This window comes from Micromonospora sp. NPDC007230 (assembly GCF_042869115.1).
Classification (GTDB): domain Bacteria; phylum Actinomycetota; class Actinomycetes; order Mycobacteriales; family Micromonosporaceae; genus Micromonospora.
On the sequence record NZ_JBIAFE010000039.1, the window covers coordinates 32,034 to 49,708 of the forward strand.

General features: G+C 67.8%; 18 protein-coding genes and 2 pseudogenes. 8 read left to right on the plus strand and 12 right to left on the minus strand.

The genetic code is table 11. The annotated features are described in order from the left end of the window. Window positions 1-522 precede the first annotated feature (522 nt). The 3 genes from ACFYML_RS33890 to ACFYML_RS33900 all read left to right on the plus strand — a co-directional run bounded on the left by ACFYML_RS33890 (window position 523) and on the right by ACFYML_RS33900 (window position 2,835). Window positions 523-1,479, plus strand: coding sequence for a sulfotransferase family protein (locus tag ACFYML_RS33890; protein WP_387424521.1), 957 nt, complete (start codon window positions 523-525; stop codon window positions 1,477-1,479). A 350-nt stretch (window positions 1,480-1,829) separates the two neighbouring features. After that, window positions 1,830-2,276 carry a hypothetical protein gene (locus ACFYML_RS33895; RefSeq protein WP_387424522.1) on the plus strand — a complete coding sequence of 149 codons (447 nt, stop codon included), beginning with the start codon at window positions 1,830-1,832 and terminating at the stop codon, window positions 2,274-2,276. A 163-nt stretch (window positions 2,277-2,439) separates the two neighbouring features. After that, window positions 2,440-2,835, plus strand: a complete 396-nt coding sequence (locus tag ACFYML_RS33900) for a hypothetical protein (RefSeq protein ID WP_387424523.1) — start codon at window positions 2,440-2,442, stop codon at window positions 2,833-2,835. A 174-nt stretch (window positions 2,836-3,009) separates the two neighbouring features. Here the strand turns inward: ACFYML_RS33900 and coaD are convergent, their stop codons facing one another. From coaD to ACFYML_RS33925, 5 genes are all read right to left on the minus strand, one after another. After that, on the minus strand, window positions 3,010-3,465 hold the full coding sequence (coaD, locus tag ACFYML_RS33905) for a pantetheine-phosphate adenylyltransferase (protein WP_387424524.1): 456 nt from the start codon (window positions 3,463-3,465) through the stop codon (window positions 3,010-3,012). Between the two features lie 214 nt (window positions 3,466-3,679). Next, complete coding sequence (locus ACFYML_RS33910; RefSeq protein ID WP_387424526.1) at window positions 3,680-4,210, minus strand: GNAT family N-acetyltransferase; 531 nt, start codon at window positions 4,208-4,210, stop codon at window positions 3,680-3,682. Between the two features lie 493 nt (window positions 4,211-4,703). Further along, window positions 4,704-5,939 carry an RNA polymerase sigma factor gene (locus ACFYML_RS33915; protein WP_387424527.1) on the minus strand — a complete coding sequence of 412 codons (1,236 nt, stop codon included), beginning with the start codon at window positions 5,937-5,939 and terminating at the stop codon, window positions 4,704-4,706. Then, complete coding sequence (locus tag ACFYML_RS33920) at window positions 5,936-6,265, minus strand: YciI family protein (RefSeq protein ID WP_387424528.1); 330 nt, start codon at window positions 6,263-6,265, stop codon at window positions 5,936-5,938. The genes ACFYML_RS33915 and ACFYML_RS33920 overlap by 4 nt, the downstream gene beginning before the upstream one ends. A gap of 53 nt (window positions 6,266-6,318) precedes the next feature. Next, complete coding sequence (locus ACFYML_RS33925) at window positions 6,319-6,924, minus strand: dihydrofolate reductase family protein (protein ID WP_387424529.1); 606 nt, start codon at window positions 6,922-6,924, stop codon at window positions 6,319-6,321. Between the two features lie 176 nt (window positions 6,925-7,100). Between ACFYML_RS33925 and ACFYML_RS33930 the strand changes: the two are divergent. From ACFYML_RS33930 to ACFYML_RS33940, 3 genes and pseudogenes are all read left to right on the plus strand, one after another. Beyond that, window positions 7,101-7,313 (plus strand): annotated as a pseudogene (locus ACFYML_RS33930) (ISL3 family transposase); the annotation flags it as partial. A 17-nt stretch (window positions 7,314-7,330) separates the two neighbouring features. After that, window positions 7,331-7,660 (plus strand): transposase, encoded by a 330-nt coding sequence (locus ACFYML_RS33935; RefSeq protein WP_387424530.1) that lies wholly within the window; start codon window positions 7,331-7,333, stop codon window positions 7,658-7,660. 86 nt (window positions 7,661-7,746) lie between these two features. Continuing rightward, window positions 7,747-8,004, plus strand: coding sequence for a hypothetical protein (locus tag ACFYML_RS33940; RefSeq protein WP_387424531.1), 258 nt, complete (start codon window positions 7,747-7,749; stop codon window positions 8,002-8,004). A 190-nt stretch (window positions 8,005-8,194) separates the two neighbouring features. Here ACFYML_RS33940 and ACFYML_RS33945 read toward each other — a convergent pair whose 3' ends face one another. Further along, window positions 8,195-8,704 (minus strand): DUF402 domain-containing protein, encoded by a 510-nt coding sequence (locus tag ACFYML_RS33945; protein ID WP_387424532.1) that lies wholly within the window; start codon window positions 8,702-8,704, stop codon window positions 8,195-8,197. A 211-nt stretch (window positions 8,705-8,915) separates the two neighbouring features. Here ACFYML_RS33945 and ACFYML_RS33950 point away from each other — a divergent pair, with 211 nt between their 5' ends. Next, on the plus strand, window positions 8,916-10,031 hold the full coding sequence (locus tag ACFYML_RS33950) for a MerR family transcriptional regulator (RefSeq protein ID WP_387424533.1): 1,116 nt from the start codon (window positions 8,916-8,918) through the stop codon (window positions 10,029-10,031). Window positions 10,032-10,369: 338 nt separating this feature from the next. Here the strand turns inward: ACFYML_RS33950 and ACFYML_RS33955 are convergent, their stop codons facing one another. After that, window positions 10,370-11,119: a class I SAM-dependent methyltransferase gene (locus tag ACFYML_RS33955; protein ID WP_387424534.1), complete on the minus strand. Its 750-nt coding sequence runs from the start codon at window positions 11,117-11,119 to the stop codon at window positions 10,370-10,372. A 118-nt stretch (window positions 11,120-11,237) separates the two neighbouring features. On the opposite strand from ACFYML_RS33955, the gene ACFYML_RS33960 reads away from it, so the two are divergent. After that, window positions 11,238-12,173: a helix-turn-helix domain-containing protein gene (locus tag ACFYML_RS33960; protein WP_387424535.1), complete on the plus strand. Its 936-nt coding sequence runs from the start codon at window positions 11,238-11,240 to the stop codon at window positions 12,171-12,173. A 173-nt stretch (window positions 12,174-12,346) separates the two neighbouring features. Here ACFYML_RS33960 and ACFYML_RS33965 read toward each other — a convergent pair whose 3' ends face one another. The 5 genes and pseudogenes from ACFYML_RS33965 to ACFYML_RS33985 form a co-directional block, all read right to left on the minus strand. Next, the gene (locus tag ACFYML_RS33965) at window positions 12,347-12,991 is read right to left on the minus strand and encodes a response regulator (protein ID WP_387424536.1); all 645 of its coding nucleotides are present in this window, start codon (window positions 12,989-12,991) and stop codon (window positions 12,347-12,349) included. Continuing rightward, the gene (locus ACFYML_RS33970) at window positions 12,982-14,157 is read right to left on the minus strand and encodes a sensor histidine kinase (RefSeq protein ID WP_387424537.1); all 1,176 of its coding nucleotides are present in this window, start codon (window positions 14,155-14,157) and stop codon (window positions 12,982-12,984) included. Before ACFYML_RS33970 ends, ACFYML_RS33965 begins: the two co-directional genes overlap by 10 nt. An 85-nt stretch (window positions 14,158-14,242) precedes the next feature. Beyond that, the gene (locus ACFYML_RS33975) at window positions 14,243-16,507 is read right to left on the minus strand and encodes an MMPL family transporter (RefSeq protein WP_387424538.1); all 2,265 of its coding nucleotides are present in this window, start codon (window positions 16,505-16,507) and stop codon (window positions 14,243-14,245) included. Continuing rightward, complete coding sequence (locus ACFYML_RS33980; RefSeq protein ID WP_387424539.1) at window positions 16,504-17,331, minus strand: DedA family protein; 828 nt, start codon at window positions 17,329-17,331, stop codon at window positions 16,504-16,506. The genes ACFYML_RS33975 and ACFYML_RS33980 overlap by 4 nt, the downstream gene beginning before the upstream one ends. A gap of 260 nt (window positions 17,332-17,591) precedes the next feature. Beyond that, window positions 17,592-17,675: pseudogene (locus ACFYML_RS33985) on the minus strand (transposase); the annotation flags it as partial.

The window sequence follows — 17,675 nt, forward strand, 5'->3', positions numbered from 1 at the left end:
GCGCGGTGGGTGCAGATTGCTGGGACTGACCTCGTAGATCAAGCAGCGAGTCGGTAGCGGGCCCGGTGGTTGCGCTGGTGTTCTTGGTCGAGGTGGAGGTCCAGTAACGGTCGAAGTCGCCGTTGGCGAGCAGGGCGCGGAGTCTCAGGGCGGCTTCGGCGCCGGCCAGTGACCATCGGGGTCATCAGGGCTGAGCAGGCGGGGACGGCCTCCCGCACACCGAGGGTCCAGGCAGGCCGGGCCGATTGGCCTCGTCGTCACCGCCGACATCCTGATCTGCCGCGATCAGCGCGCTACGGAACGTCATGACGAGTTCCGCCCAGCTCCCGGATCTGCCGAGACCAGGGCATCAGTGGGTGAGGGATGCGGCGCGTTGGGAAGCTTCGATAATTCGTTTCTCGCTTGTTGGAGGCGGCCGTCCGGCACGCACGCGGCGCGGCGGGTGCGGGTCCGGCCCGTAGCAGCGGATGAAGGGAATAAATGACTTGCACAGGCGCCGGGCTGAGAGCTTGAATGCTCGCCATGCCTTTCCCCTCACCGATCTTCGTTGCGGGTACGGGTCGTTCGGGAACGTCACGGATCGCCAACATCATCGGCGAACATCCGCTGATCCATCGGATTCCCATGGAGACCCGGTTCCTCATCGACCCGGGTGGCCTACGGGACCTGGCCGACGCGCTCACCGATCGATACGACCCCACCGTCGGTGAGGACGCCCTGCACCGGCTGAGCGACTTCCTCACCGTACGAGTGCCCGGCCGGCGCGACGATCGCGGCAAAACCGTTCCCGAGCTGGTCGACGAGCGGCGCTACCGGGACGCGGTGCAACAGCTCTGGCCGCAGTTGATCGCGTACACATACGACGAACCTGCGCCCGCGGAAGGCTTCGCGAACGCCGACCGGCCTGCCGGGCCGTTCGAGCCGCTGAGCCGCCGGCGGGTACTTCCCAGGTATTTCAGCGACCGGGGCGAACTGCTCGGAATCTTGCGGGGCCTGATCGACACCATGTTCGGCGGAGCAGCCGCCGACGCGGGCAAGCCGACCTGGTGCGAGAAGACCCCGTTCAACCTGCTGTACATGGAGTTCCTCTGGGAACTGGTCCCCGAAGCGACCATCGTGCACATCAAGCGTCACCCGGTCTCCGTGCTCGCATCCCACCTGGCCCAGCCATGGGCACCGCCCACCGTCGACGGCGCGCTCGCCTACCTCAAGCCGGTCTACCACCGATGGCTCACCTGGAAGAACACGGCCGACCTGACGGGCAGGCGATACATCGAGGTGCAAGCAGAAGATCTCGCCGCCGACTGGCCCGGGCAGCGCCGCGCCCTGTTCGAACGGCTCGACGTCGACGACTTCGCCACCCCTTCAACGTTTCAGTCGCACAAGCTGACGAACCGCAACAACCAATTCGACGACGAAACCCGCGAGTTCATCGAAGAAGCACTCGGCAAGGTCATCCCGGCCATGGGATATGAGTGACGGCTCTGGCTCTCCACCTTGACGGCGCCGCGTCGCGCCCCTCGAACGCCCGGTAGACGCCGTTTCAGCCGAACCGCATCGCAGACCACTCGTTCCTAACTTTCCGGCCGTCTTTTGAGCCCGCGCTTATGGGCGGGTGCGCGCTTCTGCCGCCGTCGGTGCGTGCTGACCGATCAAGAGCGGTCACGGTCGGTAGGGGGCTGTTGAGTCGAGCGGGCATCCTGAACTGCCGAATTGAGGACGTTGGATCATCGTGGTTTCTTCATGCTGGCAAGGGCCAGCGCTCAGTCGATGGGTGCGAGCATGGGCGGGCTGAATGAGGGAGTGTGATGGTTTCACAGACTGAGCTGGTGGCGGCGATCGCAGACCTGTGCGGGACCCGGTTCGTGAACGTCGGGCGCACGCTCAACATGGTCGAGGTCGGCTTCACACGCGGCGACGACGAAGTGCGGCTGCACGTGCAGTGCCCGTTTCGGGTTGTGCGGCACTCGAAGGTTCTGCTGGGCTCGACCGACTACCTGTACCCGCTCAAGGCTCACTTGGACCGCACTCTTGCGTTTGACCGGTACGAGACGCAGTTCGATCGAACGGCCAGGCTATTGACGGAAATGCTTGGCGACGGTCTGCCGGTGCGTGAGGCACACCTTCGTGACGACGGCGCGTTCCACTTGGCCGCCGCTGACGACCTGCGGATCGAGGTGTTTCCTGCGGTGTCGGGGCCGATCGAATGCTGGCGACTGTTCGTCAAGGACTCCGATAAGCACTTCGTCTATCCACCGGCCGCTGACGAGAGCTGATGCCGCCGCTGATCGCATACTCATTTTCCGCTGATCGCGCGTTGTGCAGCGTCGATCCCTGGTCGTCGTTACTCAACTTCCATGTCATGTTGACCGCACTGTGACGGCGGGCGTCGAGGCTGGATCCCAGTGGTCCAGCGTGACAAGAAAATAGCCCACGGGGATGACGGTGATCGACCGTAGGAGCACGGGCGGAGCAGCCAGGCATGAGCGCGGGGCGACGCCGCAGGGTCGCACCAGCGTTGGCGCGACCGTCGCACTCGTGCTGTTGGCGATCCCGCTACTGCCGATCATGTGTTGCTCGGGCATTGAACTTGTCGTGTCGATGGCTCCGTCGGAGGCCTGCGCGCCCCCGTTCGTGCAGGACAAGTCGGACTGCGGGCCCGAGCCGTTGGCCGTGCTTCCGACCGCGTTGCTGTCGGGCGGCTACGCCGCGGTGGCCGCTGTCGTGGCCTTCAGGGTCAGCCTGCCGGCCTGGATGCGGATCCTCGCCTTATCCGTGGCGCCGTTGGCCGCCGCCCCACTTCTCTGGGCGGTTTTTGTCTATCGCCCCTACTGATCACGAACAGCGCGGGCCCGTGGGGTTGCCGTTCGTAGCACAAACGCACTGATCTGCCGCGATCCGAGCGTCACGTAGCGTGAGCGTGGACGGCACGCCGGCAGGCGCCCGGAACTGCCGAGAAGGGTGCATCCCACCTTGAGGCGTTGCGACCGTTCCAGTTGCCCCTTGGGGTCATTCTGCAGCGTTCAGGGACGGGCGGGCCGACTGTGCCGAGCGGTATGCGCGTGCGACCGTGGACGAAGTGGCGGCCAGCTGCGGACGGGTCGGCATCCAGACAGTCTGAATGCCGAGTTGCTCGTTCATCGCAGCGAGCTGGTACTCGTGGCGAAAGTCCGCGGCGGTACGTAGGCCGCGGACGATGACCGTGGCGCCGCGGCGTAGGCAGTAGGCGGTGGTCAGGCCGGTCCAGGTGTCCACCTCGACATTGCCCCAGGCTGCCGGCATGGCGTCGCGCACGCGTGCGGCCCTGGTCGTGGCCTCGGCGGTTGGTTGCTTGTCGGCGTTCACCGCCAGCAACACGATGATCTGGTCGAACATCACCCGGGCGCGGGCCACCAGGTCGCGGTGCCCCGGGGTGAACGGATCGAACGTACCGGGATAGACAGCCAGCGAGCCGTGTGCCGGCACGACTCCAGGAGTTGACGTAGCCTTCACCGCGTCTCCAACCACATGGCCACGATCATGCCAGCAGTGCGGGTGCCGATCCGACTTTGGGCCTTGCCGTCACCGCCGACCACTGCAGACATCCTGATCTGCCGCAGTCCGTACGTGCTCATCGATCAAGAGCGGTCACGGTCGGTAGCTGGCCACTGGGTCGAGCGGGCACCCTGAACTGCCGAGATCAATGCGTCTGCTTCTTCCCGCTCGGCGCATCGAATGGCGCGGTTGCGGGCTCATCGAGGCGCAGGATCGTTTCCTCGATCTCAGCGTTTCGCCCGTTGGCGAAGGATGTCTCCGTGCCTATGATCGCGAATCCTGCTCTCTGCAGCACCTTCAGCGATCCCACGTTGTCACTCGCGACGCGGGCGAACAAGGGCCGGACGTGAACCGATTGCAGGAGGAGGGCCAGCGCTCGGGAAGCGATGCGCTGTCCCCAGAACGATCTGTCGATCCAGTAGGTAACTTCGGTGTCGCCGTCGATTACGAAGCTGGCGATACTGCCGACGAGCCGTCCACCGAGCGTGATAACGCGGTTTGTGGCATCGGGTGATGTCCTCACCTTCGCCATGTGGGCATCGAAAGCGGTGCGATCATCGGGATCCTTGGCGGTAAAAGCCGCCATCCGGACCGACTCGGGATCCCGCATCTGTTCGAACAGCGCGTCGAGGTCGGAGTCGTTGACCGGTCGCAGCGCCACCTCAGGCTCAGCCACAAGCGCCCCCAAACTTGATCCAGCATCCATCAGTGGGGGAACATACCAACAGCATCCGACGGTCTGTGGAGATCCAACCTCCGCATCTGCCGCTGACCGGGCGTCCCCGTGTGTTGCGAGAGGTGCGTGCAGCGAACAGCCGGTCCTTCCCCGGAGAGTGCGCGCACGCTGGCTCAGCCCGGATGGGCCCACGATACGGTTCCAGCGTGATGGCCGGCCTTGCCAACAGCCCCTTGATCTTCGTCGATGTCGACGGACCGTTGATCCCGTTCAGAGCCCGGCCGGTTAGCCGCGAGCGTTCTTTGGGCGGTGCCGTCGGCCGTTACCAGGGCATCGTCGGCGCGCTCGGCGTCGCGAAATGTGTAGTCGCGACCTGGCGTTCGAAGCTCGGACGAAGCGAGAGGCCCGCCGCTGGCGCGATAGGTTGCCGAATGCGTCGGCAGGGCACCCCGGGTTCGGCCGCCGCTGCGCGGGGTTTCGATCGGGGTCCCGGCTACCCCAACTGGTTGCGGCGGCGCGTCAGGTAGGCGGTCTCGGCGGTGTTGCCGGCCAGGTCGATGGCTCTGTCGTAGGCCGCGCGTGACTCCTGGCTGCGACCCAGCCGGCACAGCAGGTCGGCGCGGGTGGCGTGGTAGGCGTGGTAGCCGGCCAACTTGTGCTCAAGCCGGTCGACGGCCGCCAGTGCCACCTGCGGGCCGTCGAGCTCGGCGACTGCGATGGCCCGGTTGAGGGTGACGATCGGGGAGGGGTCGAGGCGGACGAGCTGGTCGTAGAGGGCGAGGACCTGCGACCAGTCGGTGTCGCGCATGTCGCGGGCGGAGGTGTGTACGGCGTTGATCGCGGCGAGGATCTGGTAGCTGCCCGGAGCGACCCCGGCGGCGGCAGCGGCGAGGCGCTCGCGGACCAGCCGGTGACCCTCGGTGATCAGCGCCGCGTCCCAGGCCCTGCGGTCCTGCTCGTCGAGGGCGACCAGTTCGCCGCTGGCCGAGACCCGGGCGGGGCGGCGGGCCTCGATGAGGAGCATCAGCGCCAGCAGCCCGGCCACCTCGCCGTCGTGTGGCAGGAGGGCACGGATCAGGCGGGTGAGCCGGATCGCCTCGGCGGTCAGGTCGTGACGTAGGGGATCGGTGTCGGGGCCGCTGGCCAGGTAGCCCTCGTTGAACACGAGGTAGAGGACGGCGAGCACGCCGGAGACCCGGGCTGGGAGATCCTCGGCGGACGGCACGCGATAGGGAATGCGAGCCGCTTTGATCTTGGCCTTCGCGCGGGTGATCCGCTGCCCCATGGCACTCTCGGCCACCAGGAAGGCGCGGGCGATCTCGGGCACGGTCAGACCGCCGAGCATGCGCAGCGTCAACGCCACGCGGGCTTCCATCGCCAGCGCCGGGTGACAGCAGGTGAAGATCAGCCGGAGCCGGTCGTCGTCGATGGTGCCGAGAGGCTCGGGCGGGTCGTCGTCGTACACCATCTGCGCCTCCTTCTGCTTGTCGTCGCGCTTGTTCTCGCGCCGGATCCGGTCGATGGCCTTGCGGTTGGCGGTGGTGGTCAGCCAGGCGCCGGGATTGGGGGGTACGCCGTCGGCCGGCCATCGCTCGACGGCGGTCGCGAACGCCTCGGCGGCCGCTTCCTCGGCGATGTCGAGGTCACCGAAGCGCTTGGTCAGGGCGGCGACCACCCGGGCCCACTCCTCGTGGTGGGCCCGGGTGATCGCCTCCCGGACGTCGATCACGCGGACAGGAACGGCCGCACCTCGATCTTCCGGTTGCAGGCCTTCGACCCCTCAGCGGCGAGCTTGAGCGCCACGTCCAGGTCGGGTGCCTCGATGATCCAGAAGCCGGCGAGGTACTCCTTGGACTCCAGGAAGGGCCCGTCGGTGAACAGCGCCTGCCCGTCGCGGTTGTCGATGACGGTGGCCGTGTTGGGCGAGGCGAGGCCGCCGGCGAAGACCCAGTGCCCCTCGGCCTGGAGCCGGTCGTTGAACGCGTCGATGGCGGCGTCCTCCTGCGGGGTGGCCGGGCCGGTGCCGTCGTCGATCACGGAAATCAGGTACTGCATCTGAAGATCATCTCCTGTGGCGTGAAGGCAGTGTGGTGTACCGGTCAGGGACTTCAAGCCGTTGCGTACTGCGGGCGCCCGGCCGGCCGGTAGACCTGGATCGTTACGCCCTTCGAGTCGACGCGCGACTCGACCAGGTCGAGCGCAAGATCCGGGCCGGCGTCCGGGAACAACCGCGTGCCCTGGCCGAGAACCACGGGAACGACAATCAGAGTCATCTCGTCGACCAGATCGTTCTCCAGCAGCCACCGGATCAGGGTGCCGCTGCCGTGCACCTGCAGCTCACCCCCCGGCTTGGCCTTCAGGTCCGCGATGGCGGTCGCCAGGTCGTCGGACAGGACGGTGGTGCCCGACCACGCCGGATCGGCGAGTGTGGTCGATGCCACGTACTTGGGCCGTGTGTTCAACGCCCGCATGACGGGCTCCCAGCCAGGGACATCCTGTTCCGTCCCGGACCCCCACGAACTGGCGAACAGCTCGTAGGTCCGCCGGCCGAGCAGGAACGCGTCGGCGCGCTGGTAGGTCTGGTTGATGAACGCGTGGGTCTCGTTGTCGCCCTTGCCCAGGGCCCATCCGCCGCGCTCGAATCCGTTCCTGCGGTCCTCATCCGACGCGCCGCCGTTTCCCTGCATCACTCCATCGATGGTGACCTGAGTCATGGTCGTCAGCTTTATGATCTCGGTTCCTTACCTTGGCGCCGCCCCTCGTGGGCGGCCTCACCCCTGCTACGAACACCACCGCCCCGATCCGACACCGCCTCCCGGATTTCTTTTAACAACTTTTCCGGGACGCCGGTCGTCAGCGATCCCGGCACGCGCTGCCGCACGCGGTGCTGGTGGTCGACCACTTCCACGTCGCGCAACTGGCCAACCGGGCCGTCACCGAGGTCCGTCGCCAAACCACCCTCACCGAACGAGGACGCCGCGGCCGAGGCGGCGGTCCCGAATGGCGACTCCGCAACCGGCTGACCCGCTCCGCCGCCCGCATGCACGGCTGTCACGTCGACCGCCCGGTCGACACCCTCGACGCCCTGCCCACGGCCATCGGCGCCCCGATCCTGACCGCATGGAACGCGAAAGAGGACCTGCTCGACCTGCTCGCCGCTGCCCGCACCCAACCCGACCGCGAACACGGCTGCTGCACCGCTTCTACGTCCGCTGCGCCGCCTCCGACCTGCCCGAACTCCACCGCCTCGCCACCACGATCGAGGCCTGGTGGCCGCAGATCCACGCGTTCCTGCGCACGGGGATTACCAACGCCGGCTCAGAAGGCACCAACCGCGTCATCAAGACGATCGCCCGCGACGCCTACGGCTTCCGCAAACCCGAGAGCCAGCGGCTATGCACGCGTACTGCCACCACCCGACGCCACCGCGGGCACCTCAACCCCGCTTAACTTCGAAGAGTCGTACTTCGGAGCTATCGGGCGATGCTACCGAGGGTTGACGCGGTGCCGGACCATGCTTTCCTACCGTCGCGTTCATGAAGAAGGCTTTTGTCGTGCTCGGCACGGTGTTCGGTCTCTATCTCATCGCACGGGCGCTCGCCGAGCCGTTCGTGATCGACCTCAGCGATCCGGCCGGCTATCGCGCCGACTGGGGTGGTCCCACCCTGGCCGGTGTGCTGCTGGTCCACTGCGGACCGGGCGTGGTCTCCGCCGTGCTGATTGGTCGGGCGGTAGACGCACGGTGGCGGCGTCGTACGCAGACGCGGCTCGGTCGGGGCGACAGGCGAGCGTGAGCTCACCGCCCAAGAGCTTCACGCCGTCGCTCCATCGCACGGGTAGCCGCGATCCGAGCGTTACGGATCGTGACCGCTTGCGTCCGGAGGAACGTCCGGACATGTCGAGTTGAGCGCGTTCTCTGCCCATGAGCACATGTTTAGCTGAGCGTTGGCAGCAACCGGAAGACCGCAAGTTCGACGAGTGGCTTCAGACTTTGCCGAGCCAATGCTCGTAGGCATTGCCGAATGGTTCCACTCGATCCGCGACAGCACACATTAGCCAGTCAGCCGTTTCTTCTGCCCGCCTAACGACAGGCGGAGGATACCCGTATTGCCGTTGGCGCGCGGCGAATTCGTCCTGGTCGAGAAGTTCGACGACTCCGTTCGGCCGGGTCCGCCAGACGTCGAGGTCCAGGTCGACCATCGTGACCTCGGCCGGGTTCGGCCAGGTGGACGGTGTGGTGATGTCGCAGTAGAGCTCGCATTCCGCGGGCGCGGCGCAGTACAGCGCTGTCCACCATGCTTGTGGCGGAATGAGCATGACCCGAGGCTCGGCCGTGGCATAGATAGGGCCTTCGTCGCCGCGATGGTAGACCGTTCCGACTGGACTTCCTAGCCAGACCCCGTGCTCGTCCTCCCCGAGACGACGCATGGCGTGATGCCTGTGCAGGCTCCCGTCGAATTTGCGGACCGCGACCCGGACTTCGCTCGGCCTCATGGGGTAACCCTATTCCGAAGCATTCCGGAAGCAAGGCGTCGGTGCGTTCATCTGCCGCAGTCCGTGCGTGCTGATCGACCAAGAGCGGTCACGGTCCGTAGCTGGCCACTGGGTCGAGCGGGCAACCTGAACTACCGATGAGCGGAAACTCGATCAAGCCGGCAGCGAATGGCTTGCTCCTCACGCGGCGTCATGCCACATAGTCGGTGGCGTGGAGGAGCACCTGACCGTGGGGCGTGTGGCGGAGTTGGCCGGCGTCAGCGTCCGCACACTGCATCACTATGACGAGATCGGCCTCCTGGAGCCGTCCACGCGGACCGTGGCTGGGCACCGGGCCTACTCCGCGGGCGATGTGGAGCGACTCCGGGAGGTGCTCGCCTACCGGCGGCTCGGCTTCGGATTGCGGGAGATCGCGGATCTGGTTGACGACCCGGCCACCGACGCAGTCGCGCACCTGTGCCGGCTGCGCGGCCTGCTGATGGACCAGCGCGACCGCGCTGCTGCCATGGTGACGGCCATAGACAGGGAACTGGAGGCACGAGCAATGGGAATCAGGACGACGCCAGAGGAGCAACTGAAAGTGTTCGGCGCGCAGTTGTACGACGCCATCGGATCCGCTTACCCAGCGACGCGGCGCACCGAGCCACGGATCGCCGCGCGCATCTGGGATGCGCTGGGGGACGCACGAACGGTGCTGAACGTCGGGGCTGGCACTGGCTCCTACGAACCACCCGACCGCGAGGTCACGGCGGTAGAACCGTCGGCGGTCATGCGGGCGCAACGTCCCGTGGGCGCGGCGCCGTGCGTGGCCGCAGCGGCGGAGAGCCTGCCGTTCGAGGACCAGTCCTTTGACGCCGCGATGGCGGTCAGCACCGTCCATCACTGGCCGGACCCGGTTGCCGGGCTGCGTGAGATGCGGCGTGTGGCCCGCCGCGTGGTGGTGTTCACCTACGACGCCGCTGGCACCGACTGGCGTCAGCGGTTCTGGCTCACCCGCGACTACTTACCTGAGTTCGCAGACCTCCTCGTCGGCTGGCCGTCCTTGGCCGACCTAACCCGTGCGATCGGAGGACGCGCAGAGCCGGTGCTCGTCCCGTGGGACTGCGCTGACGGCTTCTTCGAGGCATACTGGCGCCGGCCTGAGGCGTACCTGGACGAACACGTACGCCGCGCGGTTTCGGTATGGACCAGAGTCGGACCGCAGGCTGAGCAACGGGCAGTCAGCACACTCCGCGAAGATCTTTCCTCAGGCCGGTGGGCCGAACGCAACCGCGACATCGTCGCCCTCGACACGGCAGAGCTCGGTCTGCGCCTGCTCGTAGCCTGAACCACCGTGCGCGAGAGCGCCGCCAGAAAGCTGACCGGCGGGATCCTTAGATACTGCCGCGGCGACGCTTGGCCTCCGTGGCGCGCTCAACCTGGACGTCCCTGCCGTTCGGGTCGAGGTTGGACCTGTCGGTCCAGCTCATGGGCTGCATGAGAGGGCGACGCGCAGATCCGGTGCACGCTCATAGCCGTAGAGCGGACCTACGCAGCGTCACAGTCGTCCGCGGCGCCCGGACGTAGCCGATGAGCGGATGCTGGTGGCGGTACGGGCCTGTGGCGTTGGGACTGTTGCCGTTGCGTGGCGTGGTGGGGTCTGTCGACACCCCCGTCAGGTTCAGTTCAAGGGTGAGTGGCCTGTACGAAGGTGACCCGGCCGAACTTGTGGTCGGCGTGCGCGACCTCCCGGGCGTCGCCGAACCCGGCGTCGGCCAGGAGCCTGACGATGCCGTCGCCGTGGTTGCGGGCCACGACCGGGCTGTGCGCCACCCGGGAACGCATGAGGCGGGTCAGGTGCCGGAGGGCGTGGACAGGGCTGTGGCCATGGCGGTGTGTTGGGTGCCCGGCGTGCTCGACGTTGGATGCTGGGCCGCCGAAGTCGACAACGGTAACCCTTCCTCCCGGCCGGAGAGCACGCAGCGCGTCGCGCGCGAACGCGATCCGACCGTCGTCATCGACGTGGTGCAGGGCCAACGACGAGACCACATGGTCGAGCGAGGCGTCCTCGGCGGGGATCCGGTCGGCATATCCCTGGACGAGGGTAAGGGCCACGCTGCGGCGGCGCGCCTTGCGCGCTGCCCTGCGCAGGGCGTCTGCGTCGGGGTCGAGGCCGGTCACCCGCGCGCTCGGCTGGGCCGCGAGCACGGCGAACGACAGGTTGCCCGTGCCACAGCCGACGTCGGCCACCGTCTGGCCGGGCTCGATGCCGGCGAGCTCGACAGCACGTTCGTGCAGTGCGCGGACGCCGGCCACCCGGGTGAAAGCGTCGTAGAACGGGAGAAGCCAGGTCTTTCCCGCGCCCGGCAGGAACGGGCGGTCCCGATCCTCCGGAGTTCGCTGGTCGAGGATGCGGACGTGGGTCGAAGGTGCCATGGATGCCTCCTGTGCGCGCGGTGGCGGGTCTGCCTCGCGGGCCCCTGACGGACCCGGTGTCATCACCTCCAAGTCTTGGATATTCTGCGGTTGCCAAGCAGGATTTAACGTGGGAACCATGGGACATTCTTCGGTCAGTGACTCGCCTGGCGTCCCGTCGAGGCTGCGCACGGTACGGCCCGACGGGACGCCGGTCTACCGCTACCGGCAGCGCCCCGGCCTGCCTCCTGTCTCGGTGACCCGCTTCGACACCGAAGCTGCCCACCCCAGCCTCCCGCCGGACCACCGGCACGCCCACGACTTCTTCGTCCTGGTCTATGTCGAGGAGGGCATGGGCTCGTTCACCGTCGACGGCGCCGAACGGCCGATGCGCGCTGGCGAGGTCCACGCTGTATCGCCCGGGCAGGTCATCGGCGTCGCGGCCGCGGCCGAGTTCGCCCGCGGCCGTGCCTGGTCGGTCGCGTTCACACCGGACGCCGTCCCCGCCCTGACCTCGGTCTCCCCACTGGCCTGGGCACACCATCCCCTCCTCGCCCTGTTCGCCTTCAGCGCGGGGCACGGTCGGATCGCAGAGCCCGACCAGGCGAACTGGTCGGCGTGGCTGGCGGACCTGGCCGAGGAACTCGCCGCCCCAGGCCGTCTCGGCGCCCGCGAGGCCGTCGCCGCACTGCTCACCCGGCTTCTGGTCGCGGCCGCGCGACTGGCACCCAGCGCTCCGGCCACGCCGGACCCACTCGTCGAGCGGGTCTTCGCCGAGATCGAGGCAACGTTCCGCGAACCGGTCTCCGCCGCCGATGTCGCCCGCACGCTCGGCTACACCCCGGGGCACCTCACGACCGTGCTCCGCCGGCGCACTGGCCGCCCCCTGCTTGAATGGATCACCGAACGGCGCATGACCGAGGTCCGGCGAATGCTGCGCGAGACCGACCTGTCGCTCGACGCCGTGGCCGCCCGAACCGGCCTGCGCGACGCCACATATCTCGTCCGCCGCTTCCGCGACCGCTACGGCATCACCCCCCAGCGATGGCGCCGCACCCAGCGAGCATGGTCATGACAGTCCGCACATGCCGCGATCCGCACATCACGCAGCGTGACTCGATGCCGCTGGGCTGCCGTTCGAAACTGCCGAGAAGCCGACGCCGGCTCGGAGGCCATTACGCTGCTACAGGTAAGCCACGACCTCTCTCTACTTCCGGCCTTCCGGTATCGGCAGGCGATCCTGAGCGGCTAGGAGCCGAGGTAGTGCAGGATCGCCAAGACCCGGCGGCTGTAACCGGTCACGTGGGACAGGTCGAGCTTGTCGAAGATGGTGTTGATGTGTTTCTCGACCGCGCTCTGCGACACATGTAGGCGTTCGGCGATCGCGGCGTTGGTGTGTCCCTGGGCCATGTGGTGCAGCACGTCGCGCTCGCGAGGGGTGAGGCGGTTGAGCGGGTCGGTGTGACTGGTGGCGGACAAGAGTTGCCGGACGACCTCGGGGTCGAGCGCCGTTGCACCGGCGGCGACGCGGTCGAGGGCGTCGAGGAAGTCTTCGACCTGGGCGACGCGGTCCTTCAGGACGTAGCCGACGCCTTCGGACCGGTCGGCGAGGAGTTTGGCGGCGTAGCGCTTTTCGACGTACTGGGAGAGGACGAGTATGGCGATATGGGGCCAGCGGCCGCGGATCTCCAGCGCGGCCCGCAGTCCGTCGTCGGTGTTGGTGGGCGGCATGCGGACGTCGGTGATGACGACGTCGGGGTGGTGCTGGTCGACGGCGGTGACGAGCTGGTCGGCGTCCGCGACGGCGGCCACCACCTGGTGTCCCTCGTCGGCGAGGAGGCGGGCCAGCCCTTCGCGCAGCAGGGTGGAGTCTTCGGCGAGGACTACACGCATGGCAGCTCCGCCCGGATTGTCGTGGGGCCGCCGGCTGGGCTCTGCAGGTCGAACTGTCCGTCGAGGGCGGTGACCCGGCGAGCGAGCCCCTGTAGGCCGCTGCCGTGTGGGTCGGCGCCGCCGACGCCGTCGTCGCGCACGTGCATCTCGATTCTTGTACCCCGCGCCTCGATCTCGATGGTGATCAGGGTAGCTCGGGCGTGTTTGGTGGCATTGGTGATCGCTTCGCAGGCGACGAAGTACAGCACGGTCTCGATCGGTCGGGCGGGCCGGACCGGTACTTTGTAGCTGATTTTGACGGGTGTCGCCGATCGTTGCGCCACCATGCTCAGCACCTCATCCAGGTTGGTGTGGTCGAGCGCGGAGGGGTAAACCCGCCAGGCCACGTCCCGCAGGTCGTCGACGGCGCGCTGGACGTCCTCGTGCGCCTGCACGAGAAGTTCGCGCGCCTTGTCGGGGTCGCGGCTGCGTCGCGCCCGCCCGAGCAGCACGCCGAGTGCGACGAGGTGTTGCTGCAGCCCGTCGTGGAGGTCGCGCTCGATGCGCTGGCGCTCCGCGTCGACCGCGGCGATGACGCCGGCCCGGCTGACGGCCAGTTCGCTGATCCGCCGCTCCAACGCCTGGCGCGTGTTGGATTCGAGCAGGCTGCGGGCCAGCCACCGGTCCAGCGTGGCCACGCTGGCTATCGCCTGCAGATTCACGACCAGCAGGGCTGCCCCGATGAGCCCCTGCAGCAGGAAGCCGGCCATGGTCATGGTGCCCGCCACGAAGGAGCGCACCACGATGGCGGCAAGCACCGCGCCGACCACGAGCAGGCCGGCGGTGATCACGCCGAGCGCCGCCGGTAGGAGCCGGGCGGCGAGATAGCCGAGCACACGCGGTCCGGTCGCCCGAACCGGTGGCGGGGTTGGTTCCGAGGCGGTGACGGCCAGGCGTTGCCGCTCCCACTCGCCGATGCGTCGGGCGTACCGGACGGTGGTGGTGCCGATGCGTCGGCGAGCGGCTGGCGCTGGCGAGACCGCGATCACGACGAGCCCGGCGAGGAGCAGGAACAGCAACTCGGCCGCAGCGGTGAGGACGCCGACCGCCACGCCCGCCACCGGTCGGCTCCACCGGACCATGGCGCCCATCCACGACCGCCGGCCGTGCGTCGCGCGTTCTGCCACCTGGCCGTCCCTCCACAGCTCATGACGTCTCGGACCGATGGCGGCCGATCACGAGCACGCGTGCCCCGCCGCCCACCCAACCTAGCTACCGGTCACCGGCAGCCATGATGACCTGCGTGTCGGCGTCGCTGCCGCGCTGTGTGACATCGGTTTTACGACGGTCGGCGAGGATTCGCGGGGCCCACCAGTTCGCTTCGCCGAGCAGCCGCATGAGGGACGGCAGGACGACCGCGCGGATGATGGTGGCGTCGATCAGGATCGCAGCGGCCAGCCCCACGCCGAGTTGTTTGAACTCGACGATCGACAGGGTGGCGAAGATGCCGAAGACGGCGACCATGATGATCGCGGCGCTGCTGACCGTGGACGCTGACGAGACGATGCCCTGCTCGATTGCCTGCCGGGTCGGTACGCCGCGCTGAACCGCCTCGCGGATGCGGCTCACGACGAACACGTGGTAGTCCATCGAGAGCCCGAAGAGGATGACGAACAACATCAGCGGCAGCCACGACACGATCGCGCCGTTGGAGGTGAACCCGAGCAGGTCCTCCGCCCAGGTGTGCTGAAACACCAGTACCAGCAGCCCGTACGAGGCGGCCACGGAGATCGTGTTGAGCAGGATCGAGGTCAACGCCACCACCAGCGATCGGAACGTGACGAGCATGACCAGGAAGGTCATGCCGAACACGAACGTGACAACCAGCGGCAGCGCCCCCGCCATTCGGTCGCGGAAGTCGGCATCGCTCGCGGTACGGCCGGCCACCGCCCACTGCGTATCCGGGACCGTGCCGACCGTCTGCGGCAGCAGTTCGCTGCGCAGCCGGCGCAGCGACTGGGTCGCCTCGCTGCTGTCGCTGGCGCCCGCCACGTGGACGGTGGCCAGGAAGACGGTACCGTCGGCGGACCTGCGCACGGTCGGGGGGCGATCTCGGGCGAACCGGCTATCCCCCTTGATCTGCGTGGACAGCTTGGCGAGTTCTCGCTCTACCGCCGGTCCGTCGGCGACATCAGTGCGGATCGCGATGAGGTGGCTGGTACCCAGCTTGTTGCTCGGAAACGCTAGGGCGAGACGATCGTAGGTGCGCAGGATCGGGATCGAGCGGGGCAGGTCGGTGGCGGTCGGCCGCTTGAGGTTCATTTCCAATGCCGGGACGGCGACGATAACCAGTGCTCCGACAGAGAGTACGAACGTCGCCAGCGGCGCGCGTAGCGCTGGTCGCAGGACCGCCACCCAGAAGCGGCTATGCTCCGCCCGCTGGATTCGTCGACCGAGGAAGGGCACTCGTGGCCGGTCCACCCAACGCCCGAGGGTGACCAGGATCGCGGGTAGGACGGTGAGGGATCCGATCACCGCCACCGCGACGACCAGGATGGCGCCGGTTGCCATCGAGCTGAACGTGTTGTCGCTGACCAGGAACAGGCTGGCCATGGCGACCATGACGGCGACGCCGGAGACCAGTACCGCGTGCCCCGAGGTGGCAGCTGCGATCTTGATCGCGCTGCGATGGTCGCGCCCGCGGGCTCGTTCCTCCCGCTCGCGGCGCAAATAGAACAGCGAATAGTCGACGCCGACGGCCATGCCGATCAGCAGGATGATGCTGCTGACCAGTTCCCCGGCCGGGAAGATATGCGAGGCGAACTGGGCCAGCCCCATGGCACCGGCCACGGCTGACAACGCCAGCACGACGGGCACTCCGGCGGCGATCAACGCGCCGAAGCTGAACAGCAGGATCACCAGCGCGACCGGCACGCTGATCAGCTCCGCCTTGACGAAATCCGCCGCCAGCGTCTCGGTCAGCGCCTTCGCCAAGGACGCCGACCCCACCTGCTCCACCCGCAGGCCGGGGTACCGCTGCTGGACCTGAGTCGTGGCCTCCAGCAGCGGTCCGACCCGCGCGTCGGCGTCGTCCGCCAAGCCGGTCATCTCGACCTCGACCAGCACCGCGTCGCGGTTGGGCGAGGTGACCGGGTCAGCGACCTTCGCCACCTCGGGCAGCGCGCGCATCCGCGCCAACAGGTCGGCCGCCACAGCCTGAGCCTGTTGGAGATCGAGATCGCCGGTCCGCGCCGTGATCAGGACACTCTCCGCCGCCGGGGCCTCCGGGAACGCGCCGGCCTGCTCGATGCGGTCCGCGCGGGCCAGTTCTCCGTGCAGGCTGTCCTGCGTGGTGGCCTTCACCGTGCCGACCAGGCTGCCGCCGACCAGGCTGGCCGCCACGAAACACAGCCAGACCGTGATCGCGAGCCAGGGATGGTTGGCGCTCCATCGGCCGGCCCGCATGGTAAACGGCGCGCGAACTGCATGCCGACGGCGGCGCCCTGCCGGTGCGCGGTTATCGAGGCCCGGCGTCATCGGCTCTCCGCCGATCGGCGCGGGGTTCCGTACACGGTGCCGCGTACGGCCGGGTCCGACTTGTCGGCCCCGGAGCGCCCGTACGGCTCGGCGCGTGTGCCCGACCTGTACGGCTCGGGCTTGTTCGGTGCCAGGTCGTTCTCCGTCGCCGACCGCCGCCGGCGCACATTGATCACGCGGGAAACGACGAAGTACCCCACAGCGAGCGCGCAGACCGCGATGACGAGGTTCTGGAACGTCCCGACATACGACTCGACGGCATGCCAGTTCTCCCCGAGCAGGTAGCCAGCCATCACGAACACGGTGTTCCAGATCAGACTGCCCAGCGTGGTGTAGAGCAGAAACGTGGCGAGCCGCATTCGCTCCACACCGGCTGGAATGGAGATCAGGCTGCGGAAAATCGGAATCATCCGACCGAAGAAGACCGTCTTCACCCCGTGCCGGGCGAACCACGCCTCCGTCCGGTCAATGTCGCTCAGCCTCACCAGCGGCAGCCGCGCCGCGATTGCGCGGACCCGGTCCCGCCCGAGCGCGACGCCGACGAAGTACAGCGCCACCGCGCCCACCACCGAACCAACGGTGGTCCAAATGATCGCGGCGAACAGGTTCATCTTGCCCTGACTGGCGGTGAACCCCGCCAGCGGCAGGATCACCTCGCTCGGGATCGGCGGAAACAGATTCTCCAACGCGACCGCCAAGCCGGCCCCGGGGGCACCGAGCCGCTCCATCAGATCGGTCACCAACCCGACCAGACCGCCCTGGGACGGATCAGACTCCTGGGCCAACAGGCCAATGTGCATCGACACCTGACACAAACGGATCATGCCGAAGACGCTATGAACTCACCACGGCCCGGACCATGAGGTCAACCGCCGACCTCAGCAGGCCTACCTCAACCGCCCGGAGTGCGGAAAACCGCACCTCCCACCGAACACCCTGAAGTGAGGCCGCACCTCTCAGCGGGGCAGCGGCCACCACATGGACACCAGCGTGCGAAGTTCGACGCCATGCGCCCCGTGATCAAGATGGCAGCGGGCCGAGCACGGCGCTCGCCGTCTGACTAAAGAAGGACTCTAGTGCCCCGTCATGCAGCCTTGAACGGGTAATCCGGGTGGCGGATCTTGGATCCCGTGGCGAATGCGGTTTTGGGTTTGGCGCGTTGGTTGCG